Origin of the sequence: Pseudomonas sp. BIGb0381, from assembly GCF_024809815.1 — a bacterium.
Lineage (GTDB): Bacteria > Pseudomonadota > Gammaproteobacteria > Pseudomonadales > Pseudomonadaceae > Aquipseudomonas.
This window is the reverse complement of record NZ_JANUEN010000017.1, coordinates 35,926-54,208: the sequence shown is the minus strand read 5'-3', so window position 1 is coordinate 54,208 and position 18,283 is coordinate 35,926. Positions and strand designations below refer to the sequence as shown.

The 18,283-nt window shown below is 56.2% G+C and carries 24 protein-coding genes; 21 read left to right on the top strand and 3 right to left on the bottom strand.

From position 1 onward, the window contains the following. The first annotated feature begins 1 nt into the window (after position 1). From rplX to bfr, 18 genes are all read left to right on the top strand, one after another. Positions 2-316 carry a 50S ribosomal protein L24 gene (gene rplX, locus M2397_RS28665; protein ID WP_007896770.1) on the top strand — a complete coding sequence of 105 codons (315 nt, stop codon included), beginning with the start codon at positions 2-4 and terminating at the stop codon, positions 314-316. A 22-nt stretch (positions 317-338) separates the two neighbouring features. After that, positions 339-878 carry a 50S ribosomal protein L5 gene (gene rplE / locus M2397_RS28660; RefSeq protein ID WP_003194642.1) on the top strand — a complete coding sequence of 180 codons (540 nt, stop codon included), beginning with the start codon at positions 339-341 and terminating at the stop codon, positions 876-878. A gap of 13 nt (positions 879-891) precedes the next feature. Further along, entirely contained in the window at positions 892-1,197 is a 306-nt protein-coding gene (rpsN, locus tag M2397_RS28655; protein WP_003176414.1) for a 30S ribosomal protein S14, read from the top strand. A gap of 206 nt (positions 1,198-1,403) precedes the next feature. After that, positions 1,404-1,796 carry a 30S ribosomal protein S8 gene (gene rpsH / locus M2397_RS28650; RefSeq protein WP_003176413.1) on the top strand — a complete coding sequence of 131 codons (393 nt, stop codon included), beginning with the start codon at positions 1,404-1,406 and terminating at the stop codon, positions 1,794-1,796. A gap of 12 nt (positions 1,797-1,808) precedes the next feature. Then, positions 1,809-2,342 (top strand): 50S ribosomal protein L6, encoded by a 534-nt coding sequence (gene rplF, locus M2397_RS28645; protein ID WP_003176412.1) that lies wholly within the window; start codon positions 1,809-1,811, stop codon positions 2,340-2,342. Between the two features lie 10 nt (positions 2,343-2,352). Then, positions 2,353-2,703: a 50S ribosomal protein L18 gene (rplR, locus tag M2397_RS28640; RefSeq protein WP_003186037.1), complete on the top strand. Its 351-nt coding sequence runs from the start codon at positions 2,353-2,355 to the stop codon at positions 2,701-2,703. A gap of 3 nt (positions 2,704-2,706) precedes the next feature. Then, entirely contained in the window at positions 2,707-3,207 is a 501-nt protein-coding gene (rpsE, locus tag M2397_RS28635; RefSeq protein ID WP_003186035.1) for a 30S ribosomal protein S5, read from the top strand. 2 nt (positions 3,208-3,209) lie between these two features. Further along, positions 3,210-3,386 (top strand): 50S ribosomal protein L30, encoded by a 177-nt coding sequence (rpmD, locus tag M2397_RS28630; protein WP_003176408.1) that lies wholly within the window; start codon positions 3,210-3,212, stop codon positions 3,384-3,386. A gap of 3 nt (positions 3,387-3,389) precedes the next feature. Then, positions 3,390-3,827 carry a 50S ribosomal protein L15 gene (rplO, locus tag M2397_RS28625; protein ID WP_003176407.1) on the top strand — a complete coding sequence of 146 codons (438 nt, stop codon included), beginning with the start codon at positions 3,390-3,392 and terminating at the stop codon, positions 3,825-3,827. Beyond that, the gene (secY, locus tag M2397_RS28620; RefSeq protein WP_003176406.1) at positions 3,828-5,156 is read left to right on the top strand and encodes a preprotein translocase subunit SecY; all 1,329 of its coding nucleotides are present in this window, start codon (positions 3,828-3,830) and stop codon (positions 5,154-5,156) included. Between the two features lie 27 nt (positions 5,157-5,183). Further along, positions 5,184-5,300: a 50S ribosomal protein L36 gene (gene rpmJ, locus M2397_RS28615; RefSeq protein ID WP_002555468.1), complete on the top strand. Its 117-nt coding sequence runs from the start codon at positions 5,184-5,186 to the stop codon at positions 5,298-5,300. A 129-nt stretch (positions 5,301-5,429) separates the two neighbouring features. Continuing rightward, a complete protein-coding gene (rpsM, locus tag M2397_RS28610; protein WP_024077676.1) occupies positions 5,430-5,786 on the top strand; it encodes a 30S ribosomal protein S13 in 357 nt (118 codons plus the stop codon). A 30-nt stretch (positions 5,787-5,816) separates the two neighbouring features. Then, positions 5,817-6,206 (top strand): 30S ribosomal protein S11, encoded by a 390-nt coding sequence (gene rpsK, locus M2397_RS28605; protein ID WP_002555466.1) that lies wholly within the window; start codon positions 5,817-5,819, stop codon positions 6,204-6,206. Positions 6,207-6,224: 18 nt separating this feature from the next. Continuing rightward, positions 6,225-6,845, top strand: coding sequence for a 30S ribosomal protein S4 (gene rpsD / locus M2397_RS28600; RefSeq protein WP_003176404.1), 621 nt, complete (start codon positions 6,225-6,227; stop codon positions 6,843-6,845). Positions 6,846-6,867: 22 nt separating this feature from the next. Beyond that, positions 6,868-7,869 (top strand): DNA-directed RNA polymerase subunit alpha, encoded by a 1,002-nt coding sequence (locus M2397_RS28595; protein ID WP_003176403.1) that lies wholly within the window; start codon positions 6,868-6,870, stop codon positions 7,867-7,869. Between the two features lie 41 nt (positions 7,870-7,910). Beyond that, a complete protein-coding gene (gene rplQ / locus M2397_RS28590; RefSeq protein WP_003176402.1) occupies positions 7,911-8,297 on the top strand; it encodes a 50S ribosomal protein L17 in 387 nt (128 codons plus the stop codon). A 243-nt stretch (positions 8,298-8,540) separates the two neighbouring features. Next, positions 8,541-9,989 carry a catalase gene (locus M2397_RS28585; RefSeq protein ID WP_145336808.1) on the top strand — a complete coding sequence of 483 codons (1,449 nt, stop codon included), beginning with the start codon at positions 8,541-8,543 and terminating at the stop codon, positions 9,987-9,989. Positions 9,990-10,144: 155 nt separating this feature from the next. Then, positions 10,145-10,609, top strand: a complete 465-nt coding sequence (bfr, locus tag M2397_RS28580) for a bacterioferritin (protein WP_032884537.1) — start codon at positions 10,145-10,147, stop codon at positions 10,607-10,609. Between the two features lie 65 nt (positions 10,610-10,674). Here the strand turns inward: bfr and uvrA are convergent, their stop codons facing one another. After that, positions 10,675-13,509, bottom strand: a complete 2,835-nt coding sequence (gene uvrA, locus M2397_RS28575) for an excinuclease ABC subunit UvrA (RefSeq protein WP_259244907.1) — start codon at positions 13,507-13,509, stop codon at positions 10,675-10,677. A 178-nt stretch (positions 13,510-13,687) separates the two neighbouring features. On the opposite strand from uvrA, the gene M2397_RS28570 reads away from it, so the two are divergent. Both M2397_RS28570 and M2397_RS28565 read left to right on the top strand, forming a co-directional pair. Beyond that, the gene (locus M2397_RS28570; RefSeq protein WP_131700340.1) at positions 13,688-15,082 is read left to right on the top strand and encodes an MFS transporter; all 1,395 of its coding nucleotides are present in this window, start codon (positions 13,688-13,690) and stop codon (positions 15,080-15,082) included. A gap of 9 nt (positions 15,083-15,091) precedes the next feature. Beyond that, positions 15,092-15,607 carry a single-stranded DNA-binding protein gene (locus M2397_RS28565; RefSeq protein ID WP_259244906.1) on the top strand — a complete coding sequence of 172 codons (516 nt, stop codon included), beginning with the start codon at positions 15,092-15,094 and terminating at the stop codon, positions 15,605-15,607. Positions 15,608-15,689: 82 nt separating this feature from the next. On the opposite strand, the gene M2397_RS28560 is transcribed toward M2397_RS28565, so the two are convergent. Further along, a complete protein-coding gene (locus M2397_RS28560) occupies positions 15,690-16,514 on the bottom strand; it encodes an alpha/beta fold hydrolase (protein WP_259244905.1) in 825 nt (274 codons plus the stop codon). A 343-nt stretch (positions 16,515-16,857) separates the two neighbouring features. On the opposite strand from M2397_RS28560, the gene tam reads away from it, so the two are divergent. Further along, positions 16,858-17,619: a trans-aconitate 2-methyltransferase gene (gene tam / locus M2397_RS28555; RefSeq protein ID WP_259244904.1), complete on the top strand. Its 762-nt coding sequence runs from the start codon at positions 16,858-16,860 to the stop codon at positions 17,617-17,619. A 21-nt stretch (positions 17,620-17,640) separates the two neighbouring features. On the opposite strand, the gene M2397_RS28550 is transcribed toward tam, so the two are convergent. After that, on the bottom strand, positions 17,641-18,204 hold the full coding sequence (locus tag M2397_RS28550) for a cysteine hydrolase family protein (RefSeq protein WP_131700337.1): 564 nt from the start codon (positions 18,202-18,204) through the stop codon (positions 17,641-17,643). Between the last annotated feature and the right edge of the window lie 79 nt (positions 18,205-18,283).

The following is an 18,283-nucleotide window of genomic DNA, read 5'->3' as shown; positions in this document are numbered from 1 at the left end:
CATGCAAAAGATTCGTCGTGACGACGAGATCATCGTGATCGCCGGCAAAGACAAAGGTAAGCGCGGTAAGGTGCTGAAGGTTCTCGCTGACGACCGTCTGGTTGTTGGTGGTCTGAACCTGGTCAAGCGTCATACCAAGCCTAACCCGATGTCGGGCGTACAAGGCGGTATCGTCGAGAAAGAAGCGCCACTGCACGCTTCTAACGTCGCCATCTTCAATGGCGAAACCAACAAGGCTGACCGCGTTGGTTTCAAAGTAGAAGACGGTAAGAAAATTCGTGTCTTCAAGTCGACCCAAAAAGCGGTTGATGCTTGAACACTGCTAGGTAGATAAGACCATGGCACGACTACAAGAGATTTACCGGAAGGAAATCGCCCCCAAGCTTAAGGAAGAACTTAAGCTCGGGAACGTGATGGAAGTTCCGCGCGTTACCAAAATCACCCTGAACATGGGTCTGGGCGAAGCGATCGGCGACAAAAAAGTCATCGAGCACGCTGTTGCTGACCTGGAAAAGATCACCGGTCAAAAAGTCGTTGTGACTTACGCTCGGAAATCCATCGCTGGCTTTAAAGTCCGTGAAGGTTGGCCGATCGGCGTCAAAGTGACTCTGCGCCGTGAGCGTATGTACGAATTCCTGGATCGTCTGCTGTCGATCTCCCTGCCTCGGGTTCGCGACTTCCGCGGCCTGAATGCCAAGTCCTTCGATGGTCGTGGTAACTACAGCATGGGCGTGAAAGAGCAGATCATCTTCCCGGAAATCGACTACGACAAGATCGATGCTCTCCGCGGTCTGGACATCACCCTGACCACCACTGCCAAGAACGATGATGAAGGTCGCGCCCTGTTGCGTGCTTTCAAATTCCCGTTCCGCAACTGATTGGAGTAGGACCATGGCCAAGATGAGCATGAAAAACCGCGAGCTGAAGCGTCAGCTCACGGTTGCCAAGTACGCCAAGAAGCGTGCAGCACTGAAAGCAATCATCGTTGATCTGAACGCAAGTCCAGAAGCGCGTTGGGAAGCTACAGTTGCCCTGCAGAAGCAGCCACGTGACGCAAGCGCTTCGCGCATGCGTAACCGCTGCCGCCTGACCGGTCGTCCACACGGCGTTTACCGCAAGTTCGGCCTCGGCCGTAACAAACTGCGTGAAGCGGCAATGCGTGGTGACGTACCAGGTCTGGTTAAAGCCAGCTGGTAAGTACTTTCAGCGTCCAGGTGGTCTGAATCGAAAGATACTGACCGCCGGTGACCCTGAATCTGGAACAAGCCCCTTTTGGGGCTTGTTTCATTTCTGGAGTGTGTCTAAAATACGCGGCTCGCCTGAGCCCGTGTTTTTTACCCGGAGATTCTCAGCGACATATGTAGCCGCAAGGCTAATTTTTTTGTATTAGGAGCGTCTAGCCCATGAGTATGCAGGACCCGTTAGCGGACATGCTAACTCGTATCCGTAATGCCCAGATGGCTGAAAAGTCCGTCGTAAGCATGCCATCTTCCAAGTTGAAGGTTGCTGTTGCCAAAGTCCTGAAAGACGAAGGCTACATTGCGGGTTATCAGATCAGCAGCGAAATCAAACCACTGCTGTCCATCGAGCTGAAGTACTTCGAAGGCCGTTCGGTCATCGAGGAAGTGAAGCGCGTTAGCCGTCCAGGCCTGCGTCAGTACAAGTCCGCTGAAGATCTGCCGAAAGTTCGTGGCGGTCTGGGCGTGTCTATCGTCTCCACCAACAAAGGTGTGATGACGGATCGTGCTGCGCGCGCTGCCGGTGTCGGCGGCGAAGTTCTTTGCACTGTGTTCTAAGGGGGGATAAGCATGTCTCGCGTCGCTAAGAACCCCGTTAAGCTGCCAGCCGGTGTCGAAGTCAAATTCGCAGGCCAACAGCTTTCGGTGAAGGGTGCCAAGGGCACTCTTGAACTGAATATCCATTCGTCCGTTGAGATCGTTGAAGAAGCTGGTGAGCTGCGTTTCGCTGCTCGCAATGGCGATCAACAAACTCGCGCAATGGCTGGTACCACGCGTGCGTTGGTAAACAACATGGTCCAAGGCGTAAGCCAAGGCTTCGAGCGTAAGCTCCAGCTGGTCGGTGTTGGTTACAAAGCGCAAGCAAAAGGCACGGTTTTGAACCTGGCCCTTGGCTTCTCGCACCCAGTGGATTACGAACTGCCGGAAGGCATCACCGCTGAGACTCCTAGCCAGACCGATATCCTGATCAAGGGCATCGATAAGCAACTGGTAGGTCAAGTGGCTGCTGAGATCCGCGACTTCCGTCCACCAGAGCCGTACAAAGGCAAAGGTGTGCGCTACGCGGACGAAGTCGTCCGTCGTAAAGAAGCCAAGAAGAAGTAGGGCATAGCAAATGACCGACAAAAAAGTTACTCGACTGCGTCGCGCTCGCAAAGCACGCCTGAAAATGCACGAACTCGAAGTCGTGCGTCTCTGCGTGTTCCGCTCGTCGCAGCACATCTACGCCCAGGTCATCTCGGCCGACGGCAACAAAGTCTTGGCCAGCGCCTCGACTTTGGATAAAGAACTGCGTGATGGTGCCACTGGCAACATCGACGCGGCCACAAAGGTTGGCCAGCTGGTCGCTACGCGTGCTAAGGCCGCCGGCGTCTCGCAAGTGGCTTTCGACCGCTCTGGCTTCAAGTACCACGGCCGCGTTAAAGCGCTGGCTGATGCTGCTCGTGAAGCTGGGCTGGAGTTCTAAGTTATGTCAAATAACGACCAAAAGCGCGACGAAGGCTACATTGAGAAGCTGGTTCAAGTTAACCGCGTAGCCAAAACCGTTAAAGGCGGCCGTATCTTCACTTTCACCGCGTTGACCGTGGTTGGTGATGGTAAAGGGCGCGTTGGCTTCGGCCGTGGCAAGTCACGTGAAGTGCCTGCTGCGATCCAGAAGGCAATGGAAGCTGCTCGTCGCAACATGATCCAAGTTGATCTGAACGGCACCACGCTGCAGTACGCAATGAAGTCCGCTCACGGCGCTTCGAAGGTGTACATGCAGCCTGCTTCTGAAGGTACCGGTATCATCGCTGGCGGCGCTATGCGTGCTGTCCTCGAGGTTGCTGGTGTTCAGAACGTTCTGGCCAAGTGCTATGGCTCGACTAACCCGGTAAACGTGGTTCACGCCACTTTCAAAGGTTTGAAAGCTATGCAATCTCCTGAATCCATTGCCGCCAAGCGTGGCAAAAGCGTCAAGGAGATCTTCTGATCATGGCTACCGTTAAAGTAACGCTGATCAAAAGCATGACCGGCCGCATCCCTAACCACAAATTGTGCGTTAAGGGTTTGGGTCTGCGTCGCATCGGTCACACTGTAGAAGTCCAGGATACTCCCGAGAATCGCGGGATGATCAACAAGGCTTACTACATGCTGCGTGTCGAGGGTTAATCGATGAAACTCAATGATCTGAGTCCAGCGCCGGGTTCCCGTCGCGAAAAGCATCGTCCGGGCCGTGGTATCGGTAGCGGTTTGGGTAAGACTGGTGGCCGTGGCCACAAAGGTCAAACCTCCCGCTCCGGTGGCACCATTGCTCCAGGCTTTGAAGGCGGTCAACAGCCGCTGCATCGTCGCCTGCCTAAGTTCGGTTTCGTTTCCCTGAAGGCCATGGACCGCGCAGAAGTGCGTCTGTCCGAGCTGGCTAAAGTGGAAGGCGACATCGTTACTGTGCAGACCCTGAAAGATGCCAACGTGATCAACGTCAACGTACAGCGTGTGAAAATCATGCTGTCCGGTGAAGTGACTCGCGCTGTCACTATCGGCAAGGGAATCGGCGCCACCAAAGGTGCGCGTTCGGCTATCGAAGCAGCTGGCGGCAAGTTCGAGGAATAAATGGCTAAGCAAGGTGCTCTCTCAGCGCTCGGCAAAGGCGGTATGTCTGAACTTTGGGCTCGTCTGCGTTTTCTGTTCCTGGCGATTATCGTCTACCGAATAGGCGCACACATCCCGGTTCCAGGTATCAACCCGGACCGACTCGCAGACCTGTTTCGACAGAATGAGGGGACCATTCTTAGCTTGTTCAACATGTTTTCTGGCGGCGCGCTGGAACGGATGAGCATTTTTGCACTGGGGATCATGCCGTACATCTCGGCATCGATCATCATGCAACTGATGACCGCCGTCAGCCCGCAGCTGGAGCAGTTGAAGAAGGAAGGTGAAGCTGGCCGTCGCAAGATTAGCCAGTACACCCGCTACGGCACTGTCATCCTCGCCCTGGTTCAAGCTATCGGCATGTCCGTTGGCTTGGCGGGGCAGGGTGTTGCGTTCACTGGTGACTTTGGCTTCCATTTCGTCGCGGTATCCACTTTTGTGGCTGGTGCGATGTTCATGATGTGGCTGGGTGAGCAGATTACTGAGCGTGGTGTTGGTAACGGTATCTCGATGTTGATTTTCGCAGGTATCGTCGCCGGTCTTCCGAGAGCAATCGGGCAGTCTTTCGAGTCTGCGCGTCAGGGTGATATCAATATCTTTGCCCTGGTTGCCATCGGTTTGCTGGCAGTAGCGATTATCGGTTTTGTGGTGTTCATTGAGCGTGGCCAGCGTCGTATTGCTGTTCACTACGCCAAGCGTCAGCAGGGCCGTAAGGTTTTTGCTGCGCAGACCAGCCACTTGCCGCTGAAAGTGAATATGGCCGGTGTTATTCCGGCAATTTTCGCGAGCAGCATTTTGCTGTTTCCGGCTTCGTTGGGTACCTGGTTTGGTCAGTCTGAAAATATGGGCTGGCTGCAGGACCTCTCTCAGTCGATCGCTCCTGGTCAGCCGTTGAATATTCTGCTGTTTAGTGCAGGGATTATTTTCTTCTGCTTCTTCTATACGGCGTTGATGTTCAATCCGAAAGACGTAGCGGAAAACCTGAAGAAGTCCGGTGCCTTTATTCCGGGTATTCGTCCAGGTGAGCAGTCTGCACGCTACATTGATGGCGTTCTGACTCGTTTGACCCTGTTCGGTGCTCTATATATGACGGCCGTGTGCTTGTTGCCCCAGTTCCTGGTGGTTGCAGCAAACGTTCCGTTCTACCTTGGCGGGACCTCGTTGCTGATCGTGGTCGTGGTTGTGATGGACTTCATGTCCCAAGTACAATCGCACCTCGTTTCGCACCAGTACGAATCCCTGATGAAGAAAGCCAACCTGAAGGGTTACGGCAGCGGCATGTTGCGCTGAGTACCCATAAGGTTCGAGGAGTTGGTGATGAAAGTTCGTGCATCGGTGAAAAAGCTGTGCCGTAACTGCAAGATTATTCGCCGCGAAGGTGTTGTTCGAGTAATTTGCAGCGCGGAACCGCGTCACAAACAGCGCCAAGGCTGAGTGTGATCCGCTTGAAGCCCGGCAGCTAGTGCGCTGCCGGGTTGATTATTTGTTATTACAGCGATATTATCTCGCGCCCTATTTCTTGGCTTCCGGGGCGTAGGTAGCTGTCAATTGGAGTCCCACTGAATGGCCCGTATTGCAGGCGTTAACATTCCAGATAACAAGCACACTGTTATCTCGCTGACCTACATCTATGGTGTTGGTCGCACTACTGCGCAGAAGATTTGCGCGGTTGCTGGGGTAAACCCAGCCGCTAAGATCAAGGATCTGAGCGACGAGCAGATTGAATTGCTGCGTGGCGAAGTGGCGAAGTTCACCACTGAAGGTGACCTGCGTCGCGAAATCAACATGAAAATCAAGCGTTTGATGGACCTCGGTTGCTATCGCGGTCTGCGTCATCGTCGTGGTCTTCCAGTACGCGGTCAGCGTACCAAGACTAACGCGCGTACCCGTAAAGGTCCGCGTAAGCCGATCCGCAAGTAATCGCCCCAGCGAATCGACAGGAAAATTATCATGGCAAAACCTGCTGCTCGTCCTCGTAAAAAAGTTAAAAAGACAGTGGTTGATGGCATCGCCCACATCCATGCATCTTTTAACAACACCATCGTGACCATCACCGACCGTCAAGGTAACGCGCTTTCTTGGGCTACCTCCGGTGGTTCGGGTTTCCGCGGTTCCCGCAAGTCCACCCCGTTTGCTGCTCAAGTAGCTGCTGAACGTGCTGGTCAAGCTGCGCTGGAATATGGCCTGAAAAACCTCGACGTTAACGTCAAGGGTCCAGGTCCAGGTCGTGAGTCTGCTGTCCGTGCTTTGAACGGCTGTGGCTATAAGATCGCCAGCATCACCGACGTGACGCCAATCCCGCACAACGGGTGCCGTCCGCCGAAGAAGCGCCGCGTGTAATCCAGGAGATTGTAAAGAATGGCTCGTTACATTGGTCCAAAATGCAAACTCGCTCGTCGCGAAGGCACCGATCTCTTCCTGAAGAGCGGCGTGCGCGCGATCGAATCGAAGTGCAACATTGAAGCAGCACCTGGTATCCACGGCCAACGCCGCGGTCGCCAGTCCGATTACGGCACTCAACTGCGTGAAAAGCAGAAGGTCCGTCGTATCTACGGCGTTCTCGAGCGTCAGTTCAGCGGCTACTACAAAGAAGCTGCTGGCAAGAAAGGTGCAACCGGTGAAAACCTGCTGCAACTGCTCGAATGCCGTCTGGACAACGTTGTATACCGTATGGGCTTTGGTTCGACTCGTGCCGAATCCCGTCAGCTGGTATCGCACAAGTCGATCAGCGTTAACGGTCAGACCGTAAACGTTCCGTCCTACCAGGTTCGTGCTGGTGACGTGGTCGCAGTTCGCGAGAAAGCAAAAAACCAACTTCGCATTGTCCAAGCTCTCGATCTGTGTGCCCAACGTGGCCGCGTAGAATGGGTAGAAGTAGACACTGAGAAGAAGTCGGGCGTTTTCAAGAACGTTCCTGCTCGCAGTGATCTGTCCGCCGACATCAACGAAAGCCTGATTGTCGAGCTCTACTCCAAGTAAGGGCTAGAAAATAGGTGCATCCATGCAGATTTCGGTAAATGAGTTCCTGACACCCCGCCACATTGATGTGCAGGTTGTCAGTCCAACCCGCGCCAAGATCACTCTCGAGCCTCTCGAGCGTGGTTTTGGCCACACCCTGGGCAACGCGCTGCGCCGCATCCTGTTGTCCTCAATGCCCGGCTGTGCAGTAGTCGAGGCCGAGATTGACGGTGTGCTCCACGAGTACAGCGCCATCGAAGGTGTACAGGAAGACGTAATTGAAATCCTGTTGAACCTTAAAGGTCTGGCTATCAAGCTGCACGGCCGTGACGAAGTTACGCTGACCTTGTCGAAGAAGGGTTCGGGGGTGGTTACCGCTGCCGATATTCAGCTGGATCATGATGTCGAGATCGTTAACCCCGATCACGTAATCGCTAACCTGGCGTCTAACGGCGCCCTGAACATGAAGCTCACCGTAGCTCGTGGTCGTGGTTATGAACCGGCCGACTCGCGTCAGAGCGATGAAGACGAAAGCCGCAGCATTGGTCGCTTGCAGCTTGACTCTTCGTTCAGCCCGGTTCGCCGTATCGCATACGTGGTGGAAAACGCCCGTGTCGAGCAGCGTACTAACCTGGACAAGCTGGTTATTGATCTAGAAACCAACGGTACTCTGGATCCTGAAGAGGCTATCCGCCGCGCTGCAACCATTCTGCAACAGCAGTTGGCTGCGTTCGTCGACCTCAAAGGTGACAGCGAACCAGTGGTAATCGAGCAGGAAGACGAGATCGATCCGATCCTGCTTCGCCCGGTTGACGATCTGGAACTGACTGTACGTTCGGCTAACTGCCTTAAGGCGGAAAACATTTACTACATCGGCGACCTGATTCAGCGTACCGAAGTAGAACTGTTGAAGACTCCGAACCTGGGCAAGAAATCCTTGACTGAAATCAAGGACGTTCTGGCCTCCCGCGGTCTGTCCCTCGGCATGCGCCTCGACAACTGGCCGCCTGCAAGTCTTAAGAAGGACGACAAGGCGACTGCCTGATCGTCGTAATCACCGAACGTGAGTTTGGTAAGGAATGAACCATGCGTCATCGTAAAAGTGGTCGTCACCTGAGCCGTACCAGCTCGCACCGCAAGGCCATGTTTCAAAACATGGCGGTGTCGCTGTTCGAGCACGAGCTGATCAAAACTACACTGCCGAAAGCTAAAGAACTGCGTCGCGTTGCTGAGCCGCTGATCACTTTGGCCAAGACAGACAGCCTGGCTAACCGCCGTCTGGCTTTCGACCGTACTCGTTCGAAAGCTATCGTTGGTAAGCTCTTCAACGACCTGGGCAAGCGTTACGCTACCCGTGAGGGTGGCTACCTGCGCATCCTCAAGTGCGGTTTCCGCGCTGGCGACAACGCGCCTATGGCGTACGTCGAGTTGGTTGATCGTGCTACTGCTGGCGAAGCTGTAAGCGCCGAGTAAGACGACAAGCTGTAACTAAGAACCGGGCCCAGTGCCCGGTTTTTTGTGGGTGTAGCAAAAGCGATCTATATTTTTCAGGTCGCTGCCGACTTTCCTAAGCTCCCAATTTTGTACTGGTGGTTGGTTAGTTATTCTCTATCAAAGACCATGATTTAATAAATTTGATGGTGTCATCTTGATCGGCAATACTTCCTCCAGGCCGATTAGCCGGCAGTTCCAAGTCCGACCTGAGGAAAATTGAGCATGAGCCAGAATAAAATCCTTACCACCGCCAGCGGCGCTCCCGTTGCGGACAACCAGAATTCCCGTTCAGCCGGCCCGCGCGGCCCGCTGCTTCTTGACGATTTTCACCTGATCGAGAAGCTTGCCCATTTCAACCGCGAAAACATCCCTGAGCGTCGCGTGCACGCCAAGGGGTCGGGTGCCTACGGTACCTTCACGGTCACCCGAGACATTACCCAGTACACCAGCGCCAAATTGTTCGAGTCCGTTGGTAAGCAAACTCCAACGTTCCTGCGTTTCTCCACTGTGGGTGGTGAGCGTGGTTCGGCAGACACTGAGCGCGATCCCCGTGGTTTTGCCTTGAAGTTTTACACCGAAGAAGGCAATTGGGACATCGTGGGTAACAACACGCCGGTGTTCTTCATACGCGATCCGCTGAAATTCCCAGATTTCATCCATACTCAGAAGCGCTTGCCGCAAAGTAACCTGAAAAGCGCGCAAATGATGTGGGACTTCTGGTCGCACTCTCCCGAAGCGCTGCATCAGGTCACCATTCTGTTTTCGGACCGTGGCATTCCCGATGGCTACCGTCATATGCACGGCTTTGGTAGCCACACCTACAGCTTGATTAACGCCAACGGCGAGCGGCACTGGGTGAAGTGGCACTACAAGACCAAGCAAGGTATCAAGAACCTGGCGCCGGCTGAGGCTGCACGCTTGGCCGGTACCGATCCTGATTATGCCCAGCGTGATCTGTTTGGTGCGATCGAGCGTGGCGACTTCCCGAAATGGCGGGTTTGCATCCAGATCATGACCGAAGCCCAAGCTAATGCTCATTACGAGAATCCGTTTGATGTGACCAAAACCTGGTCGCAGAAAGAGTTTCCGTTGATTGAAGTGGGCGAGTTGGAGCTTAACCGTAACCCGCAGAACTACTTCGCTGAAGTGGAGCAGGCAGCATTCGGTCCAAGCAACATGGTTCCAGGTGTTGGCTTATCGCCAGACCGCATGCTGCAAGGCCGCGTATTCGCTTACGCAGATGCTCACCGCTACCGAGTGGGTACCAACCACCAGCAACTGCCGGTGAACGCTGCACGCAGCCCGGTGAACAGCTACCAGCGTGATGGCTCGATGGCATTTGGCAGCAATGGTGGTGCGACTCCGAACTACGAACCGAACAGCTACGCCGAAGCACCAAAGCAAGCGCCTCAGTACGCCGAGCCAGCGTTGGCTTTGAGCGGTGCAGCTGATCGTTACGATCACCGTGAAGACACCGACTACTACAGCCATGCCGGTGCGCTGTTCCGCCTGATGAGCGATGAGCAGAAGACATTGCTCACCAGCAACATCGCGGGGGCAATGGGCGGAGTTTCCAGTGATGTGGTCCAGCGTCAATTGCAGCACTTCTATAAGGCAGATCCTGCTTATGGAGAAGCAATCGCAAAGGCACTGGGTGTATCGCTTAACTGACTCTAAACGATAAGCAGAACCGCCCTCATTTGGGCGGTTTTTGCGTTATTTCAGCTACTTTTCTCCGGAAATCTTCACTTTTCTGCCGTTAGTCCAGTGACCTCCGAGTCATCATGGTTCAAACTACAGACTTTCAAGCAGGGAGATGTAGAGCGATGCAAGGTCACCCCGACGTAATCGATTACCTCAACACGTTGCTGACGGGCGAACTGGCCGCTCGTGACCAATATTTCATCCACTCGCGCATGTACGAAGACTGGGGTTTTACCGAACTCTACGAGCGTATCAACCACGAAATGGAAGAAGAGGCACAGCACGCCGATGCACTGATGCGCCGTATCCTGATGCTCGAAGGCACGCCACGTATGCGTCCCGACGACCTGGACGTGGGCACCAGCGTACCTGATATGCTCGCAGCCGATCTTCGCCTTGAATACAAAGTGCGTGCCGCGCTCTGCAAGGGCATCGAGCTCTGCGAGCAGCACAGCGACTTCGTCACGCGGGAAATCCTGCGCGTGCAGTTGAACGATACCGAAGAAGATCACACCTACTGGCTGGAAAAGCAGCTGGGCCTGATCAAGTTGGTGGGGCTGGAGAATTACCTGCAATCGCAGTTCTGATTTCCGGCTACAAAAAAGCCCCTGTCACCTCAGCAGTGACAGGGGCTTTTTATTGAGCCTTGATATCAGGCCCGGTCGCGCGCCAGCAATGGTTTCAAGTAATAACCAGTATGCGATTGCGGCATCTCGGAGACCTGCTCCGGGGTACCTACGGCAATGATCTGGCCACCCTTGGATCCGCCTTCCGGCCCTAGATCAACCAGCCAGTCGGCGGTCTTGATCACATCGAGGTTATGCTCGATCACCACCACGGTGTTGCCGTGGTCTCGCAAGCGGTGCAACACGTCCAGCAGCTGCTGAATATCCGCGAAGTGCAGGCCGGTTGTTGGTTCATCCAGGATATACAAGGTCTTGCCCGTATCGCGTTTGGACAGCTCGCGAGACAGCTTCACCCGCTGCGCCTCACCACCGGACAACGTAGTCGCCGACTGTCCCAGCTTGATATACGACAGACCCACATCCATCAATGTCTGCAGCTTGCGCGCCAACGCCGGGACTGCGTCGAAGAACACTCGAGCTTCCTCGATGGTCATCTCAAGGGTTTCATGGATACTCTTGCCCTTGTACTTGATCTCCAGGGTTTCGCGGTTATAACGCTTGCTCTTGCACACATCGCACGGTACGTAGATGTCCGGGAGGAAGTGCATCTCCACCTTGATCAAGCCGTCGCCCTGGCACGCTTCGCAACGCCCGCCCTTGACGTTGAAAGAGAACCGGCCAGGACCATAGCCCCGAGAACGGGATTCCGGCACGCCAGCGAACAGTTCCCTAATTGGCGTGAACAGCCCGGTATAGGTAGCCGGGTTGGAGCGCGGTGTGCGGCCAATCGGGCTCTGGTCAATATCGACCACCTTGTCCAGGTGTTCCAGGCCCTTAATGCTGTCGTGCGCGGCTGCTTCCAGGGTAGTGGCGCCGTTCAAGGCGGTGGCACTCAGGGGGAACAATGTGTTGTTGATCAGCGTCGACTTGCCTGAGCCGGAAACACCGGTCACGCAGGTCAGCAGGCCCAAGGGAATTTCCAAGTCTACATTGCGCAAATTGTTGCCGCGCGCGCCCTTGAGGTGCAATGCCATCTTCTTGTTGCGCGGTGTGCGCTTGGCTGGCACTGCGATTTTCACGCGGCCAGACAGGTACTTGCCGGTCAACGAGTCGGGGTGTGCCATTACCTCGGCAGGCGTGCCTTCGGCGACAATATGCCCACCATGCACGCCGGCGCCTGGGCCAATGTCGACCACGTAGTCCGCCAGGCGAATCGCGTCTTCATCGTGCTCGACCACGATCACCGTGTTGCCGATGTCCCGCAGGTGTTTCAACGTCCCCAACAGGCGATCGTTATCGCGCTGGTGCAAACCAATCGATGGTTCATCGAGGATGTACAACACCCCCACCAGGCCGGCACCAATCTGGCTGGCCAGGCGAATCCGCTGCGCTTCACCGCCGGACAAGGTGTCGGCACTGCGGTCCAGGGATAGATAATCCAGGCCGACGTTAACCAGGAACTGCAAGCGCTCGCGAATTTCCTTGAGGATCTTGTCGGCAATTTCCCCACGTCGTCCTGTCAGCTTCAGTACACCAAAGTATTCGCAGGCATCGCCGATCGGCAGGTTGGTCACTGCGGGCAAGGTTTTTTCGCCGACCCACACATGCCGCGCTTCACGACGTAGGCGAGTGCCCCGGCAATCCGGGCAAGGTTGAGTGCTGAGGAATTTCGCCAGCTCTTCGCGCACGCTCGCCGATTCAGTCTCACGGTAGCGCCGCTCCAGGTTCGGCACGATACCTTCGAACGGGTGGGAGCGCTTGACGATGTCGCCACGGTCGTTCAGGTACTTGAAGTCGACGTTCTGCGAGCCACTGCCATTGAGGATGACTTTCTGCTGTTCTGCCGGCAGTTGGTTGAATGGCACTTCAAGGCTGAACTTGTAGTGGGACGCCAACGACCCGAGCATCTGAAAGTAGTAGACGTTACGCCTGTCCCAGCCGCGTATCGCTCCCTCCGCCAACGTCAGGTCGCCGTTGACCAGGCGCTTGATGTCGAAGAATTGCTTCACGCCCAGGCCATCGCAGGTCGGACAGGCGCCGGCCGGGTTGTTGAAGGAGAACAGCTTGGGTTCCAGCTCGCTGATGGCGTGGCCACAGATCGGGCAGGCAAAGCGTGCGGAGAAGATGATCTCCTCGCCCGGTTCGTCATCCATCGGCGCCACCAGGGCTATACCGTCTGCCAGCTTCAACGCGGTCTCGAACGATTCCGCCAGACGCTGCTGCAGGTCGGCCCGTACCTTGAAGCGATCGACCACTACATCAATCGAGTGCTTCTTCTGCTTGTCGAGTTTCGGCGCTTCGTCCAGCTCATACAGCTTGCCGTTGATGCGCGCACGTACAAAGCCCTGTGCACGCAGCTCTTCGAATACAGAGAGATGTTCGCCCTTACGCTCGCGAATCACCGGCGCCATCAGCATCAGCTTGGCGCCTTCCGGCTGGGCCAGCACCAGGTCGACCATCTGGCTGACGGTCTGGGCCTCCAGCGGAATGTCGTGGTCCGGGCAACGGGGGATGCCCACCCGCGCGTACAGCAGGCGCAGGTAGTCGTAGATTTCGGTGATGGTGCCTACGGTAGAACGCGGGTTATGGGAGGTCGACTTCTGTTCGATGGAAATCGCCGGCGACAGGCCTTCAATGGTGTCGACGTCTGGCTTTTCCATCATCGACAGGAACTGACGGGCATAGGCCGACAGCGATTCCACATAACGACGCTGACCTTCGGCATACAGCGTATCGAACGCCAGGGACGATTTGCCGGAGCCGGACAAGCCGGTGATGACGATCAGTTTGTCCCGGGGCAGGGTCAGGTCGATGTTCTTCAGGTTGTGGGTTCTAGCCCCACGAATCAGGATCTTGTCCAAGATGGCCTCGCACGGCGGGCGTAAATAATGCCGGAGTATACGGCTAAAGACTGGATGAATATACACTGTCAAAAGGCCGCTTGCAGCCTTACATGAAAGCTGCGCGGCAAAGCGCCGCATATACCCTCTCAATCGATGGGACTGGTAGAATCGCCGCCGGTTCACACGAGGTTTTTCCATGCACGATCCCCACAGCGAACGCATGAGTAGCGGCGAGACCCGAGCAGCAAGCGGTCTGGCCCTGGTGTTCGCGTTCCGTATGCTTGGCATGTTCATGGTGTTGCCGGTACTGGCGACCTATGGAATGGATCTGGCAGGCGCGACTCCCGCGCTGATCGGCTTGGCCATTGGCGCCTATGGCCTGACCCAGGCGATTTTTCAGATTCCGTTCGGAATCATTTCCGACCGCATTGGCCGGCGCCCGGTGATTTACCTCGGGCTGATCGTCTTCGCCCTCGGCAGCGTGCTCGCGGCACAATCCGATTCGATCTGGGGCGTAATTGCCGGACGCATCCTGCAAGGTGCAGGGGCGATTTCCGCTGCCGTCATGGCGCTGCTGTCCGACCTGACCCGTGAGCAACACCGCACCAAGGCCATGGCCATGATCGGCATGACCATCGGCCTGTCGTTCGCCGTGGCCATGGTCGTCGGCCCGTTGCTGACACGTGCCTTTGGCTTGCACGGCTTGTTCCTTGCCACCGGCGGCATGGCATTGTTCGGGATCGTGATCGTGGCCTTCATGGTGCCGAGCTCCACCGGCACGTTGCAGCACCGTGAGTCGGGCGTTGCACGCAAGGCACTATTGCCGACGCTCAAGCACCCGGACCTGTTGCGCCTGGACTTAGGTATCTTCGTATTACACGCAATGCTGATGTGCAGCTTCGTCGCCTTGCCCCTGGCGCTGGTGGAAAAAGCCGGGCTGCCCAAGGAACAGCACTGGTGGGTCTACCTCACCGCACTGCTGATTTCGTTCTTCGCCATGATCCCGTTCATCATCTATGGCGAGAAGAAACGCAAAATGAAACGAGTTTTGCTCGGCGCCGTCACGACATTAATGCTCACTGAACTATTCTTCTGGCAGTTTGGCGACAGCCTACGGGCGCTGGTTATCGGCACGGTGGTGTTCTTCACCGCGTTCAACCTGCTGGAGGCTTCATTGCCTTCGCTGATCAGTAAGGTTTCACCGGCCGGTGGCAAGGGCACTGCGATGGGGGTGTATTCCACCAGCCAGTTCCTTGGCTCGGCGTTGGGCGGCATCATGGGCGGCTGGATGTTCCAGCATGGCGGTCTGTCGGTTGTGTTCCTCGGATGCGCCGGGCTGGCTGCACTTTGGTTGGCCTTTGCTGTTACCATGCGCGAACCTCCCTACGTCACAAGTCTGCGTTTGCCGCTATCGCCTGAGGCGATCCGTGAAAGCGGTCTGGTAGAGCGCCTGAAGGCCGTCGTAGGGGTAACGGATGCCGTCGTGGTCGCGGAAGAGGCGGCCATTTACATCAAATTGGACACCGAATTATTGGATCGCGCGACGCTCGAGCAACTGGTCAACCCAGTGCCGACAGCGCGCCCAGCATAGGAGAACGTTATGGCCCGTGGGGTTAACAAAGTCATATTGGTCGGTACATGCGGCCAGGATCCCGAAGTTCGCTACTTGCCTAACGGTAACGCCGTGACCAACCTGAGTCTGGCGACCAGCGAACAGTGGACCGACAAGCAAACCGGCCAGAAGGTCGAGAAAACCGAGTGGCACCGTGTGTCGATGTTCGGCAAGGTGGCAGAGATCGCCGGTGAGTACCTGCGCAAAGGTTCGCAGGTCTACATCGAAGGCAAGCTGCAAACCCGCGAGTGGGAAAAAGACGGCATCAAACGTTACACCACTGAAATTGTGGTCGACATGCAAGGCACCATGCAACTGCTGGGCGGCCGTCCACAGGGCGACCAACAAGGCCAGGGTGGCATGTCCAACTCGGCACCGCGCCCACAGCAGTCGCGTCCACAGCCAAGCCAGCAGCCACAGCGTGAGTCGCGCCCAGCGCCACAACACGCCGCGCCGCAGCCAGCTCCAGATTTCGACAGCTTTGATGACGATATCCCGTTCTAGAGTCGTACCAAAGCTATTCGCTGCAAGCTGAAAAAAACCGCGCTGCCGACAAGGCCGCGCGGTTTTTTTGTATTGACGGCGCCTAACGCAGGGCGAAGGCCAGCATATCTGCGTTGACCCGCTGCTTGTGAGTGTCCGTCAAACCATGAGGCGCGCGCGAGTAGATCAGCAGTTCGGAGTGCGGGATCAAGAAGTTAGTCTGCAACGCAGAAGCCTGTATCGGCACGATTTGATCGTCGCTGCCGTGGATGATGAGCGTGGGCATATTGAAGTGCTTCAAGTCCTCTCGGAAGTCGGTTTCCGAAAACGCATTGATGCTATCAAAAGTATTTTTATGCCCGCCCATGACACCCTGCATCCAGAATGAATTGATCAAGCCCTGAGAGGATTCGACGCCCTCCCGGTTGAATCCGAAAAATGGGCCGCTGGCCAGATCAAGGTAGAGCTGCGAGCGGTTGGCTATGGAGTCGGCTCGCATGCCGTCGAAAACTTCAATGGGTGTCCCTTGGGGGTTGCTGACGGTTTTGAGCATCAGTGGCGTAACGGCGCAAATCAAACCCGCCTTGGCCACGCGCGCAGTGCCATGGCGAGCGATATACCGCGCGACTTCGCCGCCTCCGGTGGAAAACCCGAAAAGGATCACATCTGTCAGATCCAAGTGTTCGATCAGCTCCGCCAAATCATCTGCGTAATGGTCCATGTCATTGCCATCCCAGGGCTGGCTTGAACGGCCATGCCCACGGCGATCATGCGCAATGGCGCGAAAACCGTTATTGGCGAAATGCAGCATCTGCGACTCCCAGCTGTCGCTGCTCAGTGGCCACCCGTGACAGAACACAACGGGCTGACCGCTGCCCCAGTCCTTGTAATAAAGATCATTGCCTTCGCGAGTTTTCAGATAAGACATGGCATAGCTCCATGAATATGTGGATGAATTTGGCTGGTGAGGGCCAGAAAAATCGTCCATGGACACTACGCTGGCATTTTCACTAACGCCCCCTTGATGCCGAGTCTGCACGGGGCAAAAATGAGTTTAGCTCGGTTTTTCGAGCGACACTGCGGGAAAAAACCGTCTTCGGATGGTCGCCCTGCAACAGTTAAACGCCACTGAGGGGCATAGTGGTCGACGCCATGGCAGGTTTCTCATGCCCCACACTTTCCAGGCAGGGAAGGCCAGCAATCCCGGAATTTGTTCTCATGACTACCAAGATTTAGGCTGTGGCCAACCTCTCAAAAGAAGGAAGTTCGTGATGACCTGGTCCGCCAAGCAGTACACGATGTTCGAACAACAGCGCACGCGCCCTGTCCGTGACCTGGTCGCGGCCATTCCCAATATGGTTGTGCGCACTGCGGTCGATCTGGGGTGTGGCCCCGGCAATTCCACGCAAGTATTGGCCGAGCGTTTCCCATTGGCGCAGGTCACCGGCATGGACAGTTCCGACGACATGTTGGACGACGCCCGCAAACGCCTGCCCGCGCTGAACTTTGAGCTGGCGGACATCGGTGCCTGGAGCCCGTCGCAGACATTCGACGTGATCCTCGCCAACGCCTCGCTGCAATGGCTGCCAAACCACGCCACGCTCTATCCGCATCTGGTCGACCAGTTGTCGCCTGGTGGCACGCTCGCCGTACAAACCCCAGACAACCTTAATGAACCCGCCCACCGGCTGGCGCGCGAAGTGGCAGCAGATGGCCCATGGGCGGCAAAGAACGGCGCGTTCCAACACAATGAGCGCCACTCGGCGAGCTACTACTACGAGTTGCTGAGCAAACACTGCAGCACCGTGGACGTATGGCGCACTACTTACCAGCACCCGTTGGCGGATCACGCGGCGGTGGTGGAGTGGTTCAAGGGCTCGGGCTTGCGACCCTTCCTCGCGCCACTGACCGATAGCGAAAAAGCCGCCTTCCTACAGGAATACCAGGCGCGGATTACACAGGCTTATCCAGCTCTAGACGATGGCACCGTATTACTGCCCTTCCCGCGCCTGTTTATCATCGCGACCCGCTGACGGCACAGAAGCAAGCAGCGCTTACGCCGCTGCTGCTTGCGCCTTCAAATACTCATCCGCCGACACTACGCCCGCGTAGCCAAACGCCAACGACGCCATATACGCGCCATGCACCTGCGTCGCCGGAATCACCTGACCATTGAATTCCAGGTCGCGGGTGGCACACGCGTCATGAATCACCGTGACCTTGTAGCCAAGGTCCGCTGCCGCCCGCACCACCGCATCGACGCACATATGGCTCATGCTGCCGACTATCACCAGTTCGGTGATGCTGCGCTGCTCCAGCAGGGCGCGTAGATGGGTTTCGCGGAACGCATTCACGAAGTGTTTAAGCACCACCGGCTCGCTGCCCTCGTTCAGCACCTTGGGGTGCAAATAGGCGCCCTCAGAGTTCGGCGTGAAAAACGGTGCATCCTCGGAGGTGAACTCATGGCGCACATGAATCACCGCATCCCCGTTCTGGCGAAACGCCTGAAGCACCTGCGCAGCCTTGTCCGCTGCGGCTTCCACGCCATCGAGCGGCCACTTGCCTTGAGGGAAGTAGTCGTTCTGGATATCGATTAGGATGAGCGCTTGCTTGGCCATGGGTATTGCCTCGTGATGGGTGATGGGGCCCATTATCTTAGCTGGCGCCGACGCCGGGCATTGGCAGCACCGACAATAA

Excerpts from the sequence above, each read along its gene's own strand:
- rplX (WP_007896770.1), top strand. The coding sequence starts at position 2 with ATGCAAAAGATTCGTCGTGACGACGAGATCATCGTGATCGCCGGCAAA.
- rplO (WP_003176407.1), top strand. The coding sequence starts at position 3,390 with ATGAAACTCAATGATCTGAGTCCAGCGCCGGGTTCCCGTCGCGAAAAG.
- rplE (WP_003194642.1), top strand. The coding sequence starts at position 339 with ATGGCACGACTACAAGAGATTTACCGGAAGGAAATCGCCCCCAAGCTT.
- rpmD (WP_003176408.1), top strand. The coding sequence starts at position 3,210 with ATGGCTACCGTTAAAGTAACGCTGATCAAAAGCATGACCGGCCGCATC.
- secY (WP_003176406.1), top strand. The coding sequence starts at position 3,828 with ATGGCTAAGCAAGGTGCTCTCTCAGCGCTCGGCAAAGGCGGTATGTCT.
- rpsE (WP_003186035.1), top strand. The coding sequence starts at position 2,707 with ATGTCAAATAACGACCAAAAGCGCGACGAAGGCTACATTGAGAAGCTG.
- rpsH (WP_003176413.1), top strand. The coding sequence starts at position 1,404 with ATGAGTATGCAGGACCCGTTAGCGGACATGCTAACTCGTATCCGTAAT.
- rpsM (WP_024077676.1), top strand. The coding sequence starts at position 5,430 with ATGGCCCGTATTGCAGGCGTTAACATTCCAGATAACAAGCACACTGTT.
- M2397_RS28550 (WP_131700337.1), bottom strand. The coding sequence starts at position 18,204 with ATGGCCAAGCAAGCGCTCATCCTAATCGATATCCAGAACGACTACTTC.
- M2397_RS28570 (WP_131700340.1), top strand. The coding sequence starts at position 13,688 with ATGCACGATCCCCACAGCGAACGCATGAGTAGCGGCGAGACCCGAGCA.
- rpmJ (WP_002555468.1), top strand. The coding sequence starts at position 5,184 with ATGAAAGTTCGTGCATCGGTGAAAAAGCTGTGCCGTAACTGCAAGATT.
- M2397_RS28565 (WP_259244906.1), top strand. The coding sequence starts at position 15,092 with ATGGCCCGTGGGGTTAACAAAGTCATATTGGTCGGTACATGCGGCCAG.
- rplF (WP_003176412.1), top strand. The coding sequence starts at position 1,809 with ATGTCTCGCGTCGCTAAGAACCCCGTTAAGCTGCCAGCCGGTGTCGAA.
- rpsD (WP_003176404.1), top strand. The coding sequence starts at position 6,225 with ATGGCTCGTTACATTGGTCCAAAATGCAAACTCGCTCGTCGCGAAGGC.
- rplR (WP_003186037.1), top strand. The coding sequence starts at position 2,353 with ATGACCGACAAAAAAGTTACTCGACTGCGTCGCGCTCGCAAAGCACGC.
- M2397_RS28560 (WP_259244905.1), bottom strand. The coding sequence starts at position 16,514 with ATGTCTTATCTGAAAACTCGCGAAGGCAATGATCTTTATTACAAGGAC.
- tam (WP_259244904.1), top strand. The coding sequence starts at position 16,858 with ATGACCTGGTCCGCCAAGCAGTACACGATGTTCGAACAACAGCGCACG.
- rplQ (WP_003176402.1), top strand. The coding sequence starts at position 7,911 with ATGCGTCATCGTAAAAGTGGTCGTCACCTGAGCCGTACCAGCTCGCAC.
- rpsK (WP_002555466.1), top strand. The coding sequence starts at position 5,817 with ATGGCAAAACCTGCTGCTCGTCCTCGTAAAAAAGTTAAAAAGACAGTG.
- bfr (WP_032884537.1), top strand. The coding sequence starts at position 10,145 with ATGCAAGGTCACCCCGACGTAATCGATTACCTCAACACGTTGCTGACG.
- M2397_RS28595 (WP_003176403.1), top strand. The coding sequence starts at position 6,868 with ATGCAGATTTCGGTAAATGAGTTCCTGACACCCCGCCACATTGATGTG.
- rpsN (WP_003176414.1), top strand. The coding sequence starts at position 892 with ATGGCCAAGATGAGCATGAAAAACCGCGAGCTGAAGCGTCAGCTCACG.
- M2397_RS28585 (WP_145336808.1), top strand. The coding sequence starts at position 8,541 with ATGAGCCAGAATAAAATCCTTACCACCGCCAGCGGCGCTCCCGTTGCG.